This window comes from Janthinobacterium sp. LM6, assembly GCF_002002885.1.
Lineage (GTDB): Bacteria > Pseudomonadota > Gammaproteobacteria > Burkholderiales > Burkholderiaceae_D > Janthinobacterium > Janthinobacterium kumbetense.
Window position 1 is genome coordinate 5,442,303 of the sequence record NZ_CP019510.1, and the last position, 17,893, is coordinate 5,460,195.

A 17,893-nucleotide genomic window follows, 5' to 3' on the forward strand; every position below is an offset into this window, starting at 1 on the left:
CGCATTGCGGCCGGCACCGCCATGAGCACTTCCGCACCGATCTTTACCGACCCTTCCCACGTCAAGGAAGCCTTGCGCGATGACGGCTATGCCGTCCTGCGCCCGCAGGACGTGGCCGCGCTGGCCGGCTGCCCGCTGGCCGCGCTGCGCGCGCTGGAAGGGAGCTGGAATACCCTCCCGCTGGACAATTACCTGAAGGATGGCGGCCGCTATCGCCGCCGGCGCCACTCGTGCTTCGTGCAGGATGGCGAGCGCCTGACGCAGACGGCGCACCGTCCGCACTGGCAACCGGTGGAATACAACGCCCTGCACGGCGGCATGCACCGCCTGTTCGAACCGGTCGAAACGGCTATCGTTGCGCAAGCGGCCTGGCAGCAGCTGATCCGCGCGCTGGGCGACGCCTGCTCGCAGGTCAAGGGCAGCCAGCCGTGGTTCATCGAGGCGCACCAGTTCCGCATCGATACGACCGATGGCATCGGCCGCCCCACGCCGGAAGGCGCGCACCGCGACGGCGTCGATTTCGTCGCCGTGTTGCTGATCGGGCGCGAACAGGTCAAGGGCGGCGAGACGCGCATCTTCGAGGCCGATGGCCCCAACGGCAAGCGCTTTACCCTAACCGAGCCGTGGTCGCTGCTGCTGCTCGACGATGCGTCTGTCATCCACGAATCGACACCGATCCAGCCGATCGGCGAACATGGCCACCGCGATACGCTCGTGCTGACCTATCGCGCAGGCCAGTTCCAGGGAGAGAATTAACAAGCGGCCACAGCATTCCCTGTGGCCAAAATAGTTACTTGGAAGTTACTTTTGCAGACCTAAATCCGATATAGTCATACGATGTCGATATTGCGCGCTCACCGCGCCCAGCATCACCACACTGAAATTCTAGGAGAGGTCTGTGGACTCCAACAACCAAATCAAGCCTGACGAAATCGAGATCCTGATCGTCGAGGATAGCCCGACCCAGGCGGAGCGCTTGCGCCGCCTGATCCAGTCCCTGCACTATAACGCGCGCGTGGCGGCCAATGGCCAGCTGGCCCTTGCCGCCATCCGCGAGCGCAAGCCACACCTGGTGCTGTCCGACATCGTCATGCCTGAAATGAATGGCTACGACCTGTGCCGCTCCATCAAGTCCGATCCGACCCTGCGCGACATCCCCGTGATCCTCGTCACCTCGCTCAACGACCCGAAGGACATCATCCGCGGCATCGAGTGCGGCGCGGACAATTTCATCCGCAAGCCCTACGCGGAAGACTACCTGCTCAACCGCATCAGCCACATGCTGATGAACCAGAAGCTGCGCAAGAACCAGAATGTGGAAATCGGCATCGCCCTGTACCTGGGCGACCAGAAGCATTTCATCAATGCGGAGCGCCAGCAAATCCTCGACCTGCTGATCTCCACCTATGAGCAGGCGGTACAGGTCAACGGCGAACTGCAGGCGCGCGAACGCCAGGTGATCGAGCTGAACATGCGCCTGGCACACCATGCGGCCGAACTGGAGACCATCAACCGCGAAATCGCCCTGAAAAACCTGGAGCTGGCCGAAGCGAGCCGCATGAAATCTGCCTTCATCGCGAACATGTCGCATGAACTGCGCACGCCATTGAACGCCATCATCGGCTTCACGGGCGCGCTGCTGATGAAACTCCCAGGCCCCCTGACGTCCGACCAGGACAAGCAACTGAACACCATCCGCGCCAGCGCGCGCCATCTGCTCTCGCTGATTAACGACATCCTCGACGTCGCCAAGATCGAAGCGGGCAAGCTGACCCTGTCGATCGAACCCGTGCACTGCCAGGAGCTGATGGCCGACGTGGCCGACACCCTGCGCCCCCTGGCCCAGCAAAAGGGCCTGGCGCTGGAAATGGCACTGGGAGAAGAAGGCCAGCCGCCCGCCATCATCGACACGGATCGCCGCGCGCTGACGCAAATCCTCATCAACTTGCTCAACAACGCCATCAAGTTCACGGAACAGGGCACGGTACGCATCAGCCTTGCCCAGCGCGACGAAGACGGCGTGCTGGTGACGGAAATGAGCATCGCCGACAGCGGCGCCGGCATCAAGGAAGAAGACCAGGCCAAGCTGTTCCAGGCCTTCTCGCAGCTCGATTCCACCTCCACGCGCCACGTGGAAGGCGCGGGACTGGGCCTGTACCTGTGCCAGAACCTGGCCAACGCCATCGGCGGCGCTCTGTTTTTCAACAGCGACTACGGCTCAGGCAGCACGTTTACACTGGCCCTGCGCAGCAAGGCCTGAGTTTCTGTGCGCCGCAGCATGAAATTTTAATTTCTTGCCATCCAAGACCGACCGATACAGTAGTTCTACGGTATTGCACCGCACCATTTTCAGCGCTATAGTAGAACTGTCTCCTCCAATTCGTTCTCCGAACATTGGATTACGCCCGCGAATACAACCGCGGGCTTTTTTTTGCCTGCGTTTTCCCTCGTCTTCACCTTTCCTTAACTAAATCAAACGATTTAGTTATACCAATCGTTTGAGATATGTGATTAAATCTCCGGCATGATTGAAAAAAACGCCATCCCCACTTCCCACGCCGACGAGGGGCGCAAGCCCCGTTCCGACGGCGAACAGTCGCGCGAGCGCCTGCTGCATAGCGCCATTCGCCTGTTTGCCGAGCAGGGCTATGCCAAGACGTCCACGCGCGAACTGGCGCAGGCGGCCGGCACCAACGCCGCGGCCATCAGCTATTACTTTGGCGACAAGGCCGGCCTGTACCGCGCCGCCTTCGCCCAGCAGTCGCCGAACCCGCAAGACAATATCGCCCTGTACGAGCAGCCGCATTTCACCTTGCGCCAAAGCCTGGAAGGCTTTTATGCGCAACTGCTCGCCCCCATGCAGCAGGGCGAGATCGCGCGCGACTGCATGCGCCTGTGGTGCCGTGAAATGCTCGAACCGACAGGCCTGTGGGCGCGCGAGATCGACCAGAATATCCGCCCCGAGCACGAGGCGCTCACGCGCGTGCTGGCGCGCCACCTGGGTGCACCCGACGACAGCGACGACATGCACCGCCTGGCCTTTTCCATCGCTTCGCTGGCCCTGCAGCACATGGTGGGCGCCGAGGTGCTGCAAACCTTGCGCCCGCAATTGCTGGAATCGCCGCAGGCCATCGACACCTGGCTGGCGCGCATGACCGACTACGCGCTGGCCATGGCCGACGTGGAGCGCCAGCGCCTGGCCATTCCTCCCTCTACCCCTACCGCTCAACGACAAGCAGAAAGACCAGCATGACGACTATTCGATGCACCGTTCAACGTGTCCTGGCCGCCAGCATCGTGCTGGCGCTGGGCGGTTGCGCCCTGCAGGGACCGCCCGCAGCGGTGGCCGCCAGCACGCCCGCGCAGTGGCAGGCGCCGCTGCCGCATAACGGCAAGCTGACGGACCTGGCCAGCTGGTGGCAGGGCCAGGGCGACAGTCTGCTGGTGGAATTGATCACCGACGCGCAGCAGGTCAGCCCGACCATCGCCGCCGCCCGCACGCGCATCGCGCAGGCGCGCGCGGACAGCATCACCAGCGGCGCCGCGCTGGCGCCCAAGCTCGATGCGGCAGGCAGCGTGGTGCGCACCAGCCAGCAATCGGCCCAGCCCAGCGGCACCACCTCGCAGGCCGCGTTGCAGGCATCGTGGGAAATCGACGTCTTCGGCGCCAACCGCGCCACGCGTGACGCGGCGCAGGAGCGCTACGACAGCGCCCGCGCCGGCTGGCATGAAGCCCGCGTCTCGGTGGCCGCCGAAGTGGCAAACCAGTACTACGCCCTGCGCACCTGCCAGCAATTGCATGCAGTGTCCGAACAGGATGCCGTCTCGCGCCGCGACTCGGCACGCCTGACGGAGCTGAGCGCCGGCGCCGGCTTCCAGCCGCCCGCCAACGCCGCCCTGGCCCGCGCCAGCGCTGCCGAAGGCGCCAGCCGCGCCATCGAACAGCGCGCCGTCTGCGACGTGAACGTCAAGGCGCTGGTGGCCCTGTCGGCGATGCCGGAAGCATCGTTGCGCCAAAAACTGGGAGCCAGCCCCTTTGTTGCGCCCTCGCCCGTGGCGATTGCGGAACTGCCGGCGCAAACCCTGGGCCAGCGTCCCGACATCTACAGCGCCGAACGCGAAGTGGCAGCCGCCAGCTTTGAAGTGCGCGGCGCGCAGGCGCAGCGCTACCCGCGCCTGAGCCTTTCCGGCTCCATCGGCAAGGGTAATATCCGCGCTGGCGGCACCAGCATCACGGCCAGCACCTGGAGCATCGGCCCGCTGGCCGTCAGCCTGCCCATTTTCGACGGCGGCACCCGCCGCGCCCAGGTCAATGCGGCCACGGCGCGCTACGACGAAGCCGTGGTGAAGTACCGTGCCGGCGTACGCCAGGCCGTGCGCGAAGTGGAAGAAGCGCTGATCAACCTGGCCAGCACGGACGCGCGCAGCGGCCACGCGAAAACGGCGCTGGAAGGCTACCGCGTGTCGTTTGTCGCCACCGAGGACCGCTACAAGAATGGCCTGGCCAGCCTGATCGAACTGGAAGACGCGCGCCGCACGCGCCTGGCCGCCGAAAACACGGTGGTCAACCTGGAGCGCGAACGCAGCGCCGCCTGGGTAGCGCTGTACCGCGCCGCCGGCGGCGGCTGGAACAGCAGCAGCGCCATCGCCAACAACGCACCCTGACGGATACGACAACATGAAAAAAATGACCTTGAAACCGATGGCTCTCGCCCTTGCCGCCCTCTGTGTTGTGCTGGGCGCCGGCGTTACCCTGTATTCCCCGTCCTCCACGGCGGCCGACGAGGCGAAGGATAAGAACGCTGCGCAGAAACCCGCGCTGACCGTCACCACGGCCAAACCGCAGACCGCCAGCCTGCCCATCAAGCTGAGCGCCAACGGCAACGTGGCCGCCTGGCAGGAAGCCGTCATCGGCAGCGAATCGAACGGCTTGCGCCTGACGGATGTGCGCGTGAATGTCGGCGACATCGTGCGCGCCGGCCAGGTGCTGGCCGTGTTCTCGAACGACACGGTCAATGCCGACGTGGCGCAAGCGAAGGCCGCCGTGCTGGAAGCGGAAGCGAATGCCCTTGAGGCGGCCGCCAACGCGCAGCGCGCCCGTTCGCTGCAAAGCACGGGCGCCATCAGCGCGCAGCAGATCAGCCAGTACCTGACAGCCGAACAGACGGCCAACGCGCGCATCGCGTCCGCCAAGGCGCAGCTGGCGTCGCAGCAGCTGCGCCTGAAATACACGCAGGTGGTGGCACCCGACAGCGGCATCATCTCTGTGCGCTCGGCCACCGTCGGCTCCGTCGTGGGCGCCGGCACGGAACTGTTCCGCATGATCCGCCAGGGCCGCCTCGAATGGCGCGCCGAAGTGACGGCCACCGAGCTGCTGAACCTGAAGCCGGGCACCCTGGCGCAGGTCAAGGCATCCAATGGCAGCGTTTTGACAGGCAAGGTGCGCATGATCGCCCCTACCGTCGACCCGCAGACGCGTTCGGCCCTCGTGTACGTGGATCTGCCGGCCAGCACCGGCAACAATGCGCCGTTCAAGGCCGGCATGTACGCCAGCGGCGAATTCGAACTGGGCACCTCGGGCGCGCTGACGGTGCCGCAGCAGGCGATTGCCGTGCGCGATGGCTTCAGCTATGTCTTCCGCCTGAATGCCGACCAGCGGGTCAGCCAGATCAAGGTCCAGGCCGGACGGCGCCTGAGCGACCGTATCGAGATTTTAGGCGGCATCACAGCCGACACCACCATCGTCGTCAGCGGCGCCGGCTTCCTCAATGACGGTGACTTGGTGCGCAATGTGGCGACACCAGCGGCGGCCAAGCCCGTCGCGCCGGCCACCGTGGCAGCGAAAAAGTAAGGCCAGCCATGAATTTCTCCTCCCTCTCGATCAAGAATCCGATCCCGGCCATCATGCTGTTCGTGCTGCTGACCCTGGCCGGCTTGCTGGCCTACAAGGCCAATCCGGTGCAGGATTTCCCCGACATCGAACTGCCCATCGTCACCGTCAGCGCGGTGCTGCCCGGCGCTGCGCCGGCCCAGCTTGAAACGGAAGTGGCGCGCAAGATCGAAGACTCCGTCGCCACCCTGCAAGGCGTGAAAAACATCTACACCAAGGTGCTCGACGGCGTCGTCACGGTAACCGTCGAATTCATCCTGGAAAAGCAGATCGCCGAAGCCGTCAACGACGTGCGCGACGCCGTCGCGCGCGTCAAGGCGGACATGCCGGCCGAGCTGCGCGACCCCACCGTCACCAAGGCGTCCACGGCAGGGCGCGTGGTGCTGACCTTTATCGCCACAGCGAAAGGGGGCGTGGACAACCCGCTCGACGCGCCTGACCTGTCCTGGTTCGTCGACAATACGGTGGCCAAGCGCCTCTTGACGGTGCCCGGCGTGGGTGCCGTCACCCGCGTAGGCGGCGTCTACCGCGAGATCCAGGTGGAACTCGACGAAGCGCGCATGGCCGCCTTGAAAGTGTCGGCCCTCGACGTCTCGCGCCAGCTACGCCTGGTGCAGCGCGAAGCGCCCGGCGGGCGGGGCGACATCAGCGGCGCCGAGCAGTCGGTGCGCACCATCGCCACCGTCAAGACGGCCGATGAACTGTCGCGCGTGGAAGTGCCGCTGCCGGACGGGCGTCACGTGCGCCTGGACCAGGTGGCCACCGTGCGCGACACGGTCGCCGAACCGCGCGCGCTGGCCGAGCAGGATGGCAAGACGGTCGTCGCCTTTGAAGTGTTCCGCACCAAGGGCGCCAGCGAAGTGGCCGTCGCCAAGGGCGCGCGCGACGCCATCGCCGACCTGCAGAAGGAAAACCCGAATGTGGTGCTGCAGCAGTCGATCGACAATGCCTTCCCCGTCGAGGAAAACTTCGACGGCTCGATGGAGCTGCTGTACGAAGGTGCGCTGCTGGCCGTGCTGGTGGTGTGGTGGTTCCTGCGCGACTGGCGCGCCACCCTGGTGGCCGCGGCCGCCCTGCCCCTGTCCGTGATGCCGGCCTTCCTCGGCATCTACTGGTTCGGCTACACGCTCAACACCGTCACCCTGCTGTCGCTGGCGCTGGTCGTCGGCGTGCTGGTCGACGACGCCATCGTGGAAATCGAAAACATCGAGCGCCATCTGCGCATGGGCAAGTCGCCCATGGAAGCGGCCATGGAAGCGGCCGACGAAATCGGCATGGCGGTGATCGCCACCACCTTCGCGCTGGTGGCCGTGTTCCTGCCGACGGCCTTCATGAGCGGCATCCCCGGCCTGTTCTTCAAGCAGTTCGGCTGGACGGCCGTGCTGGCCGTGCTGGCCTCGCTGGTGGTGGCGCGCCTGCTCACGCCGATGATGGCCGCCTACATATTGAAACCGCTGCCGCACAAGGAAGAACAGGACGGCTGGCTGATGACGCGCTACCTGAAGGTCATGCGCTGGTGCCTGAACCACCGCGGCACCACGGCCATCGCCGCAGCCCTGTTCTTTGTCGGCGCCATCGCGCTCGTACCCCTGCTGCCGACGGGCTTCGTGCCGGCCGCCGACCGCGCGCAGACGCAGATCAACCTGGAACTGCCGCCCGGCTCCACCTTGGGCGAAACGCAAGCCGTGGCGGCCCTGGCGCGCGATGCGGCCATGCGCACGCCAGGCATCCAGGGCGTCTTCAGTTCGATTGGCGGCGGCTCCAGCGGCGACGCCTTCGCCCCCGGCGCGGCGGCCGAGGCGCGCCGCGCCGTGCTGACCCTGACCACCGTGCACCGCACGGAGCGCAAGGAATCGATGGCAGGCCTGGAAACGCAGCTGCGCCACAAGCTCGATACGATACCCGGCGCGCGCTTCACGGTGGGGCCGCCCGACACGGGCGTCAAGATGCAGCTGGTGCTGCGCTCGGAAGACCCGGTGGCGCTGATGGCGGCGGCACAGAAAGTCGAGCGCGAGCTGCGCGGCCTGAAAGGCATCGGCAACGTCAATTCCAGCGCCTCGCTGGTGCGCCCGGAAATCATCGTGCGCCCTGATTTTGCCAAGGCCGCCGACCTGGGCGTGACGGCGGCAGCCATTGGCGAAACCGTGCGCGTGGCCACGGCCGGCGACTACGACACGGACCTGACGAAAATGAACCTGCCGGAGCGGCAGGTACCGATCCGCGTCAAGCTGCCCAACAGCGTGCGCGCCGACCTCGCCGCCATCGAGCGCCTGACGGTGCCCGGAAAAAATGGTCCCGTGCGCCTGGCGAACGTGGCTACCGTGACGATGGAAAGCGGCCCGGCGCAGATCGACCGTTTGAACCGCAGCCGCAACGTCACCCTCGACGTGGAACTCGGTTCGCGCACCCTGGGCGAACTGAATGAAGAAGCGCGCGCGCTGCCGTCGATGAAGAATCTGCCGCCGTCCGTGAAGATCGCCGAACTGGGCGACGCACAGGAAATGGCTTCGCTGTTCGCCAGCTTCGGCCTGGCCATGCTGATCGGCGTGCTGTGCATCTACTGCGTGCTGGTGCTGCTGTTCAAGGACTTCATGCAGCCGGTGACCATCCTGGCGGCGCTGCCGCTGTCCATCGGCGGCGCCTTCGTGGCCCTCCTGATCACGGGCAGCGCCCTGTCGATGCCGTCGATGATCGGCCTGATCATGCTGATGGGGATCGTCACCAAGAACTCGATCCTGCTGGTCGACTATGCGATCCTGGCGCGCCAGGCCGGCATGAACCGCTTCGATGCGCTGGTCGACGCTTGCCACAAGCGCAGCCGGCCCATCCTGATGACGACGATCGCCATGGGCGCCGGCATGATGCCGCTGGCGCTGGGCTGGGGCGCCGACCCCAGCTTCCGTTCGCCGATGGCCATTACCGTTATCGGCGGCCTGATCACGTCGACTTTACTGAGCCTGCTGGTAGTGCCGGCCGTGTTCACCTACATCGACGACCTGGAGCACCTGCTCAAGCGCGGCATGGCCAGACTGCGCCGCCAGAAGGCGCCGCTGCGGCGCGATGACAAGGTGGCGCTGGAAAAATAAGCGCCGCCACCGTTTGCAAAAACGCCCCCTGCGGGCAAGGAAGCGAAGGACCGGCCGCCAGGCCGCGCTCCCTCGCTTCCATCTATCTGGCATACTGCGCCCATTCTCCATGAACGCAATCTGCCCTGCCTATGAATTACCGCACCCCGCTCGTCCTGCTACTGGTATCCGCACTGCTCGGCGCCTGCTCGGACAAGACCGCCCCCGCCAGCGCCGACGTGGCAGCTGACGTGGCAACCGATGTCCCCGCAGCCGCTGACGCAGCCGACACGGCATCGGCTGAACACGTGCCGCCACCGGCCGCCACCGCGCCCAGGACGGAAGCGATGAACACGCCGCAAGCGCGCGAGCGCGAAGTGGGCATGATGCGCGCCGTCTTCGGCAAGGACTACCGCAACGACAGCGACGATGCGCTGGCCGACCTGTCCGATCCGGACAACCATGTCGACAAACTCAGTTACGTCGTCAGTGCCGTCAGCCACAAGCTGCTGCCCGATGGCCGCGCCATCCTGGTGGCGAATGCGGAAACGGCCAACACGGAAGGCACGGCGGAATCGGCGCACGCTTCGTCGGGGCTGTTGAATGTATTTTTCCTGGCTCCCAAGGGCCAGCCCGAAGACGGCCAGTGGCAAGTCGTGACGCGGCTGGAAAACATCGCCGCCCTGGGTTCGTCGGGTCAGCTCGGCGAAGTGCACTGGGTCATGCTGGGCGCGAACAAGCCGGGACTGGCGATCCGCCATGGCTATACGGGCCAGGGCTACACCATCACGCAACTGGCCCTGTTTGAAATCGGCGACGGCAAGGTGACAGCGCTCGATGGCGGCATCGACCTGTATTCGGACAATATGGGCGCCTGCACGCCGGACATGGAGGAATGCTGGATGGTGGCAGGCACCTGGCGCTTTGCGGCGGCGCGCAATGGCGGCAGCTACGATGACTTGCTGATCGATTTCAAGGGCGCCTCCGAAAAGATCAAGCCCGGCGTCACGGTCAAGCCGGATCAGGATCCGCCGCGCATCGCCACGCCATTGAACGGCCACGCGCGCTACGCCTTCGATGGCAAGGGCTACAAGCTGATCGAGGGCAAGAACACGGTGCCTGGCGTCTGAGCCAGGCACCGGCAAAAAATCAGCGGCGCGCCGCCTCCAGGCGCACCAGCAGCGGCGCATACATGGCACGCGTATGGCTGCTCCAGCGGGCCATGGCGCTGTCGATATCAAGCAGCAGGCGTTCCGACAATACCTTGTCGCCCTGCTGCAGCGCCCAGATCGCGCATTCGGCGCGGCACTCGAAGCTGTTGTAGCGCGCCAGCGCATCGTCGAATTCCGCCTTCGCCTCCGGCTGGCGCCCGCTTTGCGCCAGCGCGCGCGCCGTCAGCAGCGACACCATCTCGGGACGGAAATGGATATCCGTGCGGCGGATGAACTCCAGGTGCGTCAAGGCCTCGGCGCCGCGTCCGCATTCCAGGTAGGCGCGTGCTGCGCCCAGGCGAATTTCCAGGTCCGAGGAAAACGCGCCCCGCAGGCAGGCTTCATACGTCGATGCCGCTTCCTGCGCATCGCCCGCCTCCAGCTGCGCGCTGGCCAGGCGCATCTGGTTCTGCGCCGTCGGCGTGTACTCGAAAGCGGCTTTCGCCTCGCGCAGTTCGCGGTTCGGATCGAGCACCTGCACAGCCACCGAAGCCACCTTGCGCGCGCCTTGCGGCAGGCGCGAATTAGGCAGGTAGATGGCGAAGAAATACACCACGCTGCCCAGCAGCGGGAACATGAATAAAATGAGCAGCCAGTACAGCTGCTGCCCGTTGCGCACCACATGAATCGCAAAGAATACCGCGATCAGGATGTGGATGCCTATGCCAAAAATCGTCATGCTGCGACCTCGTTCGTTCGTGATGGAAGCGGCTGGCACCATGCCGCCGCTTTTCCTGGTGAGAATATTACACTGGCCACGCCGTGCACACGCCCCTATTGCGCCGTTGCCGCCCAGCCGCCGCCCATGGCCCGGTACAGGTCGACCGAGGCGACGAGGAGGCGCGTCTTCAGTTGCAGCAAGCCCACGTCGGCGCTGTACAGGGTACGCTGGGCGTCCAGCTCTTCCAGGTACGAGGCATAGCCATTGCGGTAGCGGTTATGCGCGATGCGCAGGGTGTCCGCCGCCGTGGCACGGCGCGCGTCGTTTTCCACGGCCTGCTGCTGGAGGCGATAGATGGCGCCCAGGCTGTTCTCCGTTTCGGCGAAGGCATTGCGCACCACGTTTTCATAGGTGTACGCCAGCTGGTCGCGCTGCGCGCCAGCCGCATCCGTCTGCGCCTGCACCCTGCCGCCATCGAACAGGGGATCGGCCGCCAGCGCCGTCAGCCGCCACAGGGCCGTGGGCGCATGCAGGAAATCGGTGAGCGTCGTGGCTTGCCCGCCGCCGACGGCCGTCAGCTTGAACGAGGGCAGCAGCTGGTCGCGCGTGGCGGCCAGGCTGGCGTTGGCGGCCGCCAGGTTGTGTTCCGCGCGCGCGATGTCGGGCCGCCGGCGCAGCAATTCGGACGGCAAGCCGGCCGGCACGCCCGGCGCCGCCAGTTCGGTCAGCGGCAAGCCGCGCGCGATGGGACCGGGATTGCCGCCAACGAGGACGGCCAGCGCGTTTTCCTGTTCAAAGATCTGCCGCTGCAGCTGCGGCACCTGCTCGGCCGCCGCATGGTATTCCGATTGCGCCTGCAGCCATTCCAGGCGCGAGCTGTAGCCCACCTCGAACTGCTTGCGCGCCAGCTCGCGCGACTGTTCGCGCAGCTGCAGCGTCGATTGCGTCAACTCCAGCTGCGCGTCGAGGCCCCGCAGATTCAGGTAACTCGTCGCCACGCTGGCGGCGATCGACAGGGCCGCCGCATCGAGGCTGGCCTGCTCCGCGCGGTAGCTTTCGCCGGCCGCGTCACTGAGCTTGGCCAGCCGGCCCCACACGTCGATTTCATAGCTGGCCTGCAGTTCGGCCTGGAAGACATTCGTCACATACGGTTTACCGCTGGACGCCAGGGTGCGCGTGCGCGTCGGCGAGCCGTCGAACGCCAGGTTGGGCGCGCGGTTCGCGTCGGCCTGCGCCAGGCGCGCGCGGTATTCCTGCACGCGGGCGTGCGCCACGCGCAAGTCGCCATTGCGCGCCAGCGCCTCGCCCACCAGGTCGCTCAAGACCGGATCGCCAAACGCCTGCCACCACAGCTGCTCCACCTGCGCGCCATCGGCGGCCGGCGCACCGGCCGCCTGCGCGCGCCAGCCGGACGGCAGCTGCAATGCCGATACTGGCTGCGGCGGCGCGGTGGCGGCGCAGCCGGCCAGCGCCAGCGCGCCGGCCATCAGCAGGACATGGCGCTTCATGGCTTGGCCTTCTTCGGCGGTGGCGGCGGCGCCGGATTATCCGCCGAGTCGTTCAGCACGGCGGACGTGTCGACGCTGACCACCACCGACATGCCGGGCACGAGCCGGCGCGCATTCGCCTGCCCCGCATCGATGCGGATGCGCACGGGAATGCGCTGGGCGATTTTGAGGTAATTGCCCGTCGCATTATCGGCCGGCAGCACGGAAAACTCGGAACCGGTGGCCGGCGAGATGCGCTCGACCTGGCCCGTCAGCACGGCGCCGTCGAGCGCATCGACGTGGAAGGTGGCGCTCTGCCCCTCCTGCACGCCATTCATCTGCGTTTCCTTGAAATTGGCGATGACCCACATCTGGCGCGGCACCAGCGCCATCAGCTGCGCACCCGAATTCACGTACGCACCCTGGCGCACCGTCACCTGGCCCAGCTGGCCGTCGGAAGGGGCCACGATGCGCGTGTTATCGAGGTCGATCTTCGCCGCCTTGACGGCCGCCTGCGCGTTCGCCACCGCCGCTTCCAGGGCCTGTTTGTTGACCACCACGGAATGCACGCTTTGCTGGGCGATGTCGAGATTGGCCCGCGCCTGCGCCAGCGCGGCCGCCATCTGCGCCTGCGTGGCGCGCGACTGGTCGTGTTCGCGCTGCGACAGGGAACCGTCGGCCACCAATTGTTCCACGCGATTGAGGTCGGCGCTGGCCTTACGCGCCTGCGCTTCCGCATTGGCCAGCGCCGCCTCGCTGACGGAAATGCCCGCCTGCGCGCTGGCCTTTTGCTGCGCCCAGTTCGACAGCGCCGCCTGCTGCGCCGCCAGCTGGGCCTGCGCCTGCTCGTAGTGCTGCTGGTAGATGCGGTCGTCGATGCGCACCAGCAGCTGGCCTTCCTTGACGTCCATGAAATCCTGCACCGTCACTTCCACCACATAGCCGGACAGCTGCGTGCCGATGATGGTCACCTGGCCCCGCACGGTGGCGTTTTCCGTCGTCACGACGGGGCTGGTGAACGGCGGCAGCCGCCACGCGTACAGCACGATCAGCACGCCCACCAGGGCCACGGCGGCAAAGGCCAGCGCGGACAGCCACTGGTGGCGCCGGTCCGGCTGCGCCGTGGAAGGGGCGGCGGGTGCGGCTGCTGGCGCCGTCGATGCTGGTGGCGGATTGTTATTTTCTGTCATTGCTCGGTTCCGAATTGGTAATGGGGACGATGGCCATGGCCGTCTGCGCATCGCGCACGGGGCCGACCAGGCGACGCGCGCCGGTGGTGATGCGGGTCCAGGATTGGCTGACCAGCATCCAGATCAGGGTGGCGATGGCGACGCCGGCGATCATCAAAAAGACATCGTTATAGGCCAGCACATTGGCTTCGCGCGTGGCGATGCCGCCCAGGCGCGCCACGCCCTGGGCGCTGCGCAAGGCAGGGTCCGTCAGCACGCCGCCATAGCTTGCGGCTCCGGACTGCACGCGCGCGGCCACCTGCGGGTCGAGCAGGGTGAGATGGTCGACCAGGTAGCTGGAATGGTATTTTTCGCGCGCCGTCTGGATCGTGCCGACGATGGCCGAGCCGAGCAAGCCGCCCAGGTTCTGCGTCATGGTAAACATCACGGAAAAACTCACCAGGTTGCGCGGTTCGGCGATCACGGCACCCATGCCGGCCACCATCGTGGGGCCGAGGAAATACGTGCCGCCAAAGGCCAGCAGGAACTGGCTGACATACATGTTGACGGGGCGCGTCTGGCTGGTGGCGTGCGCGTCGATCAGGGCGCCGGCGGCGATCAGCAGCAGCGCGAACATCAGCGAGCGGTTCAGGGTAGCCGGATTGATCGTCAGCGCGCTGACCACCAGGCCCGCCACGCTGCCCAGCAGCACCACGATGAACAGGTTCTGCATCTGGTCCGTGTTCAAGCCCAGCGCCTGCAGGAAGCCCACGGCCCCCGTCGATTCGGACAGCACGATGCGAAACAGCAGCACGGACAAGAACAGCTTGGCGATCTTGCCCGTGGTGAGCCAGCGCGTATTGAGCAGCGGGCGCGCGCGGTTATGCTCGATGGCCAGCGAAGCGGCGATCAGCACGATGGAGCACGCCAGACATACGCCCACCCATTCGGATTCCATCCACCACGCCGTGCGCCCCTGCGCCAGCACGGCGCACAGCAGGGCCACGCCGGGCGCGAACAGGACGAAGGTGAGGAAATCGAGCGGCTCGAACGTTTGCACCCTGTCGCCGGGCGGCAGTTTCAGGGCCAGCACGCAGCCCAGCGCCAGCAGGGCCAGCCCCAGCTCGAACAGGTACAGGCCGTGCCATTCGCCGATCTGCAGCAGTTCGGAGGTGAAGATGCGCGCCAGCGGCAGCGCCAGCTGGGCAAAACCGAGGCCCAGCACCACGCCCTTCAGGCGGTGCCGCGCGGGAAACGCCTGCAGGGTGTAGTACAGCCCCAGCACCCCCAGCGCGCCGCCCACCATGCCATGCGCGGCGCGCACGGCGATGGCCGACGGCAAGGTATTCGCATACAAGTGGGCGAAGGTGACGAGCGCATACAGCACCAGGAACGCTTCCGTGAACAGGCGCAGGCCGAACTGCTGGCGAAACTTCACCAGCAGCAGATTCATGGACACGATGGTCATCACGTAGGCGGCCGGCAGCCACTGCATCTGGTAGGCATAGGCGGCCAGCGAACCTTGCAGGTTCAGCAGATTGGCCGTCACCAGGCCGTTGCCCAGCCCCCCCGTCAGCGCGACGATCAGGCCGACGAGGAAGTACGCGACACGCTTGGGCGTCGAATGTTCGGGCATCGATGGCGACCCGGGCAAGGTCGGGCGTTCGCCCGGCCCCCAGGTGCGAGGTGTGTACTTGTCCATGCGGTAATCGCGATCCGGTTTGCTGAAGCCGTTCCTTGCTGCCGTTATATAAATAGTTGCAAATGAACAGTTCTAGTCAGCAGCATATCACCGCAGGACGTTTTTATTGTTTACATTGTTGCATGGCGTTGCACATGCAACGCAGTAGGCACCGGGGCCGGCGGATCCGGCCCCGGTGCCGCCACTCACACCCGCGGCGGATCCGTCTCGCGCGCAAACGCCCGGTGCGCGGCCAGCGCCTTCTTGAAGGCCGCCACGGCTTTCACCACGTCGCCGGACGGCGCGACGATGATGGCGGGATCGGGCTTGCCATCGGGCAATGCCACCGGCACGCCCGCCTTGTCCAGCAAGTCCTTGCCCGCGCCGACAGCCAGCATGGGCTTGCAGTGGCGGTATTGCAGGCGCAGGAAGTCGAGCGCGTTGGCGTCGCCGCCCAGCTGCTGCACGGCGCCCTGGCCGTCCGGCACCACGACGGCGTCGAACAGCACGGACGGTCCCGCCTCGAGCGAGATTTCCACGTCAAGCGGCGCACCGCCGCTGGTGTCGACTTTCCCCAGGTGGCTGCCCACCAGGCGCGGCACGGCGCCATCGGCCAGCAGCGAGGCATAGATATTGCGCACCTGCGCGCCATCGCTGCCCGGCCCCACCAGGATGGCCACGCGCAGGGTATGGATGCCCGTCTTGCCGGGACGGAAAAAGAGCGACAGGGCCGGCGACGGCGGATACGTGGGGATCGGCAGCATGGAGGCGCGCGGCATGACGGGCGGCAGCGCCAGGCCCAGGCCATCGGCCAGGCGCTGCGCCAGGGTCTCGTCGACATTGCGCAGCATGGCGACGATGCGCTTGCGGATGGCCACCGTCTGCACCTTGCTCAGTTCAAAGCGGAACGCGTGCACGATATGGTCCTGTTCGACCGGCGTCTGGCTGATCCAGAACAGGCGCGCCTGGCCGAAGTGCTCGGCGAACTTCTCGGGCTTGCCGCGCACCTTGTCGCCTTCGACGGGCGCGGGAAAACTGTTGAACCCCTTCGCGCCCGCCTGGAACGGACAGCCGCCCGCCAGCGAATTGGGCTCGTAGGCGACCCGGCCACGGTTGATGGCCTGGCGGTGGATGCCGTCGCGCTGGTTGTTGTGCAACGGCGCCAGCGGCGAGTTGATGGGAATTTCATGGAAATTGGCGCCGCCCAGGCGCGTGATCTGCGTGTCGACGTAGGAGTGGATGCGCCCCTGCAGCAGCGGGTCGTTGGAAAAATCGATGCCGGGGACGATGTGCGCCGTGCAGAACGCCACCTGCTCCGTCTCCGCAAAAAAATTGTCGGGATTGCGGTTCAAGACCATCTTCCCGACGGGGACCAGCGGCACGAGTTCTTCGGGAATCAGCTTGGTGGGGTCGAGCACGTCGAAGGGGAACGCTTCGGCCTGCGCTTCCGTGAAGAGCTGGAAGGACAGCTCGTATTCGGGATACGCGCCGCACTCGATGGCTTCCCACAGGTCGCGCCGGTGGAAGTCGGAATCGGCGCCGCTGAGCTTGACGGCTTCATCCCACACCAGCGAATACGTGCCGGCCATGGGCGACCAGTGGAATTTGCAGAAGACGGACTGGCCCTTCGCATTCACGAGGCGGAAGGTATGCACGCCGAAGCCCTGCATCATGCGGAAACTGCGCGGGATGGCGCGGTCCGACATGGCCCACATCAGCATGTGCGTGATTTCCGGCGACAGCGAGGCGAAGTCCCAGAAGGTGTCGTGCGCGCTGGCCGCCTGCGGCATGCCATTGTGCGGCTCGGGCTTGACGGCGTGGATCAGGTCGGGGAACTTCATCGCATCCTGGATGAAGAAGACGGGGATGTTATTGCCGACCAGGTCCCAGTTGCCCTCGTCCGTGTAAAACTTCACGGCGAAGCCGCGCACGTCGCGCGCCGTGTCGGTGGAACCGCGTTCGCCGGCCACCGTGGAAAAACGCACGAAGACGGGCGTGCGCTTGCCCGCCTTGGCGAATGGCGCGGCGCGCGTGTGCTTGCTTTGCTCCTTGTAGCATTCGAAATAGCCGTGGGCGGCCGAGCCGCGCGCATGCACGACGCGCTCGGGGATGCGCTCATGGTCGAAGTGCGTGAGCTTTTCGCGCAGGATAAAGTCTTCCATCAGGGTGGGGCCGCGCAAGCCCGCCTTCAGCGAATTCTGGTTGTCGCCAACGGGCACGCCCTGGTTGGTCGTCAGCACGCAGCCGCTGTCGTCGCTGCGGGCGTGATCCAGCGAACTATTCAACGCATTCTCGCCCAGCGCGGGCTGGCCATCGCCCGTCTTCGGGGAAGGTATCATTTCGCCCGTGGTGCTGGCCGTGGCCAGCGCTTCGCCGGTTGCCACATGCACGCCTTCGGCCGGCGTGCGCGCCGCCTCGCCATACTGGCCCTCCTCCTTGGGATTGACGGCCATGGCGGCGGACAGCTGCTGGCCGGCGGCCGTCTTTTGCAGCAGCGCGCGGGTCAGGTCATTGTCCGCACCCAGGCTGTGCGGCGCATTGCTGTCGGATGGGCCGGACATGCTGCTCAATACGGAACCAGCACCGTCCGTGGACGGCGTTTTCTTGTTGGTAGCCATTACATCTCCTGTGAGTAGTCTGCCCCGGGAGAACGCTACAACTCCCTCATTCAGCGCACGAACAGGGCAATCAAAACAATGATGGGAATAGGTACACCGATCAACCACAAC

At 66.0% G+C, this 17,893-nt stretch carries 12 protein-coding genes; 7 read left to right on the top strand and 5 right to left on the bottom strand.

Going from position 1 to position 17,893, the window contains the following annotated elements; genetic code table 11:
- Positions 1-21 precede the first annotated feature (21 nt).
- From BZG29_RS23895 to BZG29_RS23925, 7 genes are all read left to right on the top strand, one after another.
- The gene (locus BZG29_RS23895) at positions 22-756 is read left to right on the top strand and encodes a 2OG-Fe dioxygenase family protein (RefSeq protein WP_077408152.1); all 735 of its coding nucleotides are present in this window, start codon (positions 22-24) and stop codon (positions 754-756) included.
- 142 nt (positions 757-898) lie between these two features.
- Complete coding sequence (locus BZG29_RS23900) at positions 899-2,260, top strand: response regulator (RefSeq protein WP_077408154.1); 1,362 nt, start codon at positions 899-901, stop codon at positions 2,258-2,260.
- Positions 2,261-2,524: 264 nt separating this feature from the next.
- Positions 2,525-3,253, top strand: a complete 729-nt coding sequence (locus tag BZG29_RS23905; RefSeq protein WP_077408157.1) for a CerR family C-terminal domain-containing protein — start codon at positions 2,525-2,527, stop codon at positions 3,251-3,253.
- Positions 3,250-4,665 (top strand): efflux transporter outer membrane subunit, encoded by a 1,416-nt coding sequence (locus BZG29_RS23910; RefSeq protein ID WP_253192689.1) that lies wholly within the window; start codon positions 3,250-3,252, stop codon positions 4,663-4,665. The genes BZG29_RS23905 and BZG29_RS23910 overlap by 4 nt, the downstream gene beginning before the upstream one ends.
- A gap of 13 nt (positions 4,666-4,678) precedes the next feature.
- Entirely contained in the window at positions 4,679-5,851 is a 1,173-nt protein-coding gene (locus BZG29_RS23915; RefSeq protein ID WP_077408159.1) for an efflux RND transporter periplasmic adaptor subunit, read from the top strand.
- 8 nt (positions 5,852-5,859) lie between these two features.
- Positions 5,860-8,976 (top strand): efflux RND transporter permease subunit, encoded by a 3,117-nt coding sequence (locus tag BZG29_RS23920; RefSeq protein WP_077408161.1) that lies wholly within the window; start codon positions 5,860-5,862, stop codon positions 8,974-8,976.
- Between the two features lie 131 nt (positions 8,977-9,107).
- A complete protein-coding gene (locus BZG29_RS23925) occupies positions 9,108-10,085 on the top strand; it encodes a hypothetical protein (RefSeq protein ID WP_077408163.1) in 978 nt (325 codons plus the stop codon).
- Positions 10,086-10,104: 19 nt separating this feature from the next.
- Here BZG29_RS23925 and BZG29_RS23930 read toward each other — a convergent pair whose 3' ends face one another.
- From BZG29_RS23930 to BZG29_RS23950, 5 genes are all read right to left on the bottom strand, one after another.
- Positions 10,105-10,845: a tetratricopeptide repeat protein gene (locus BZG29_RS23930; protein ID WP_171985096.1), complete on the bottom strand. Its 741-nt coding sequence runs from the start codon at positions 10,843-10,845 to the stop codon at positions 10,105-10,107.
- Positions 10,846-10,940: 95 nt separating this feature from the next.
- On the bottom strand, positions 10,941-12,335 hold the full coding sequence (locus BZG29_RS23935) for an efflux transporter outer membrane subunit (protein ID WP_077408167.1): 1,395 nt from the start codon (positions 12,333-12,335) through the stop codon (positions 10,941-10,943).
- The gene (locus tag BZG29_RS23940; RefSeq protein WP_077408169.1) at positions 12,332-13,504 is read right to left on the bottom strand and encodes an HlyD family secretion protein; all 1,173 of its coding nucleotides are present in this window, start codon (positions 13,502-13,504) and stop codon (positions 12,332-12,334) included. Before BZG29_RS23940 ends, BZG29_RS23935 begins: the two co-directional genes overlap by 4 nt.
- The gene (locus BZG29_RS23945) at positions 13,491-15,185 is read right to left on the bottom strand and encodes an MFS transporter (protein ID WP_077408171.1); all 1,695 of its coding nucleotides are present in this window, start codon (positions 15,183-15,185) and stop codon (positions 13,491-13,493) included. Before BZG29_RS23945 ends, BZG29_RS23940 begins: the two co-directional genes overlap by 14 nt.
- A 185-nt stretch (positions 15,186-15,370) precedes the next feature.
- Positions 15,371-17,782 carry a catalase gene (locus BZG29_RS23950; RefSeq protein WP_077408173.1) on the bottom strand — a complete coding sequence of 804 codons (2,412 nt, stop codon included), beginning with the start codon at positions 17,780-17,782 and terminating at the stop codon, positions 15,371-15,373.
- Positions 17,783-17,893: the final 111 nt, after the last annotated feature.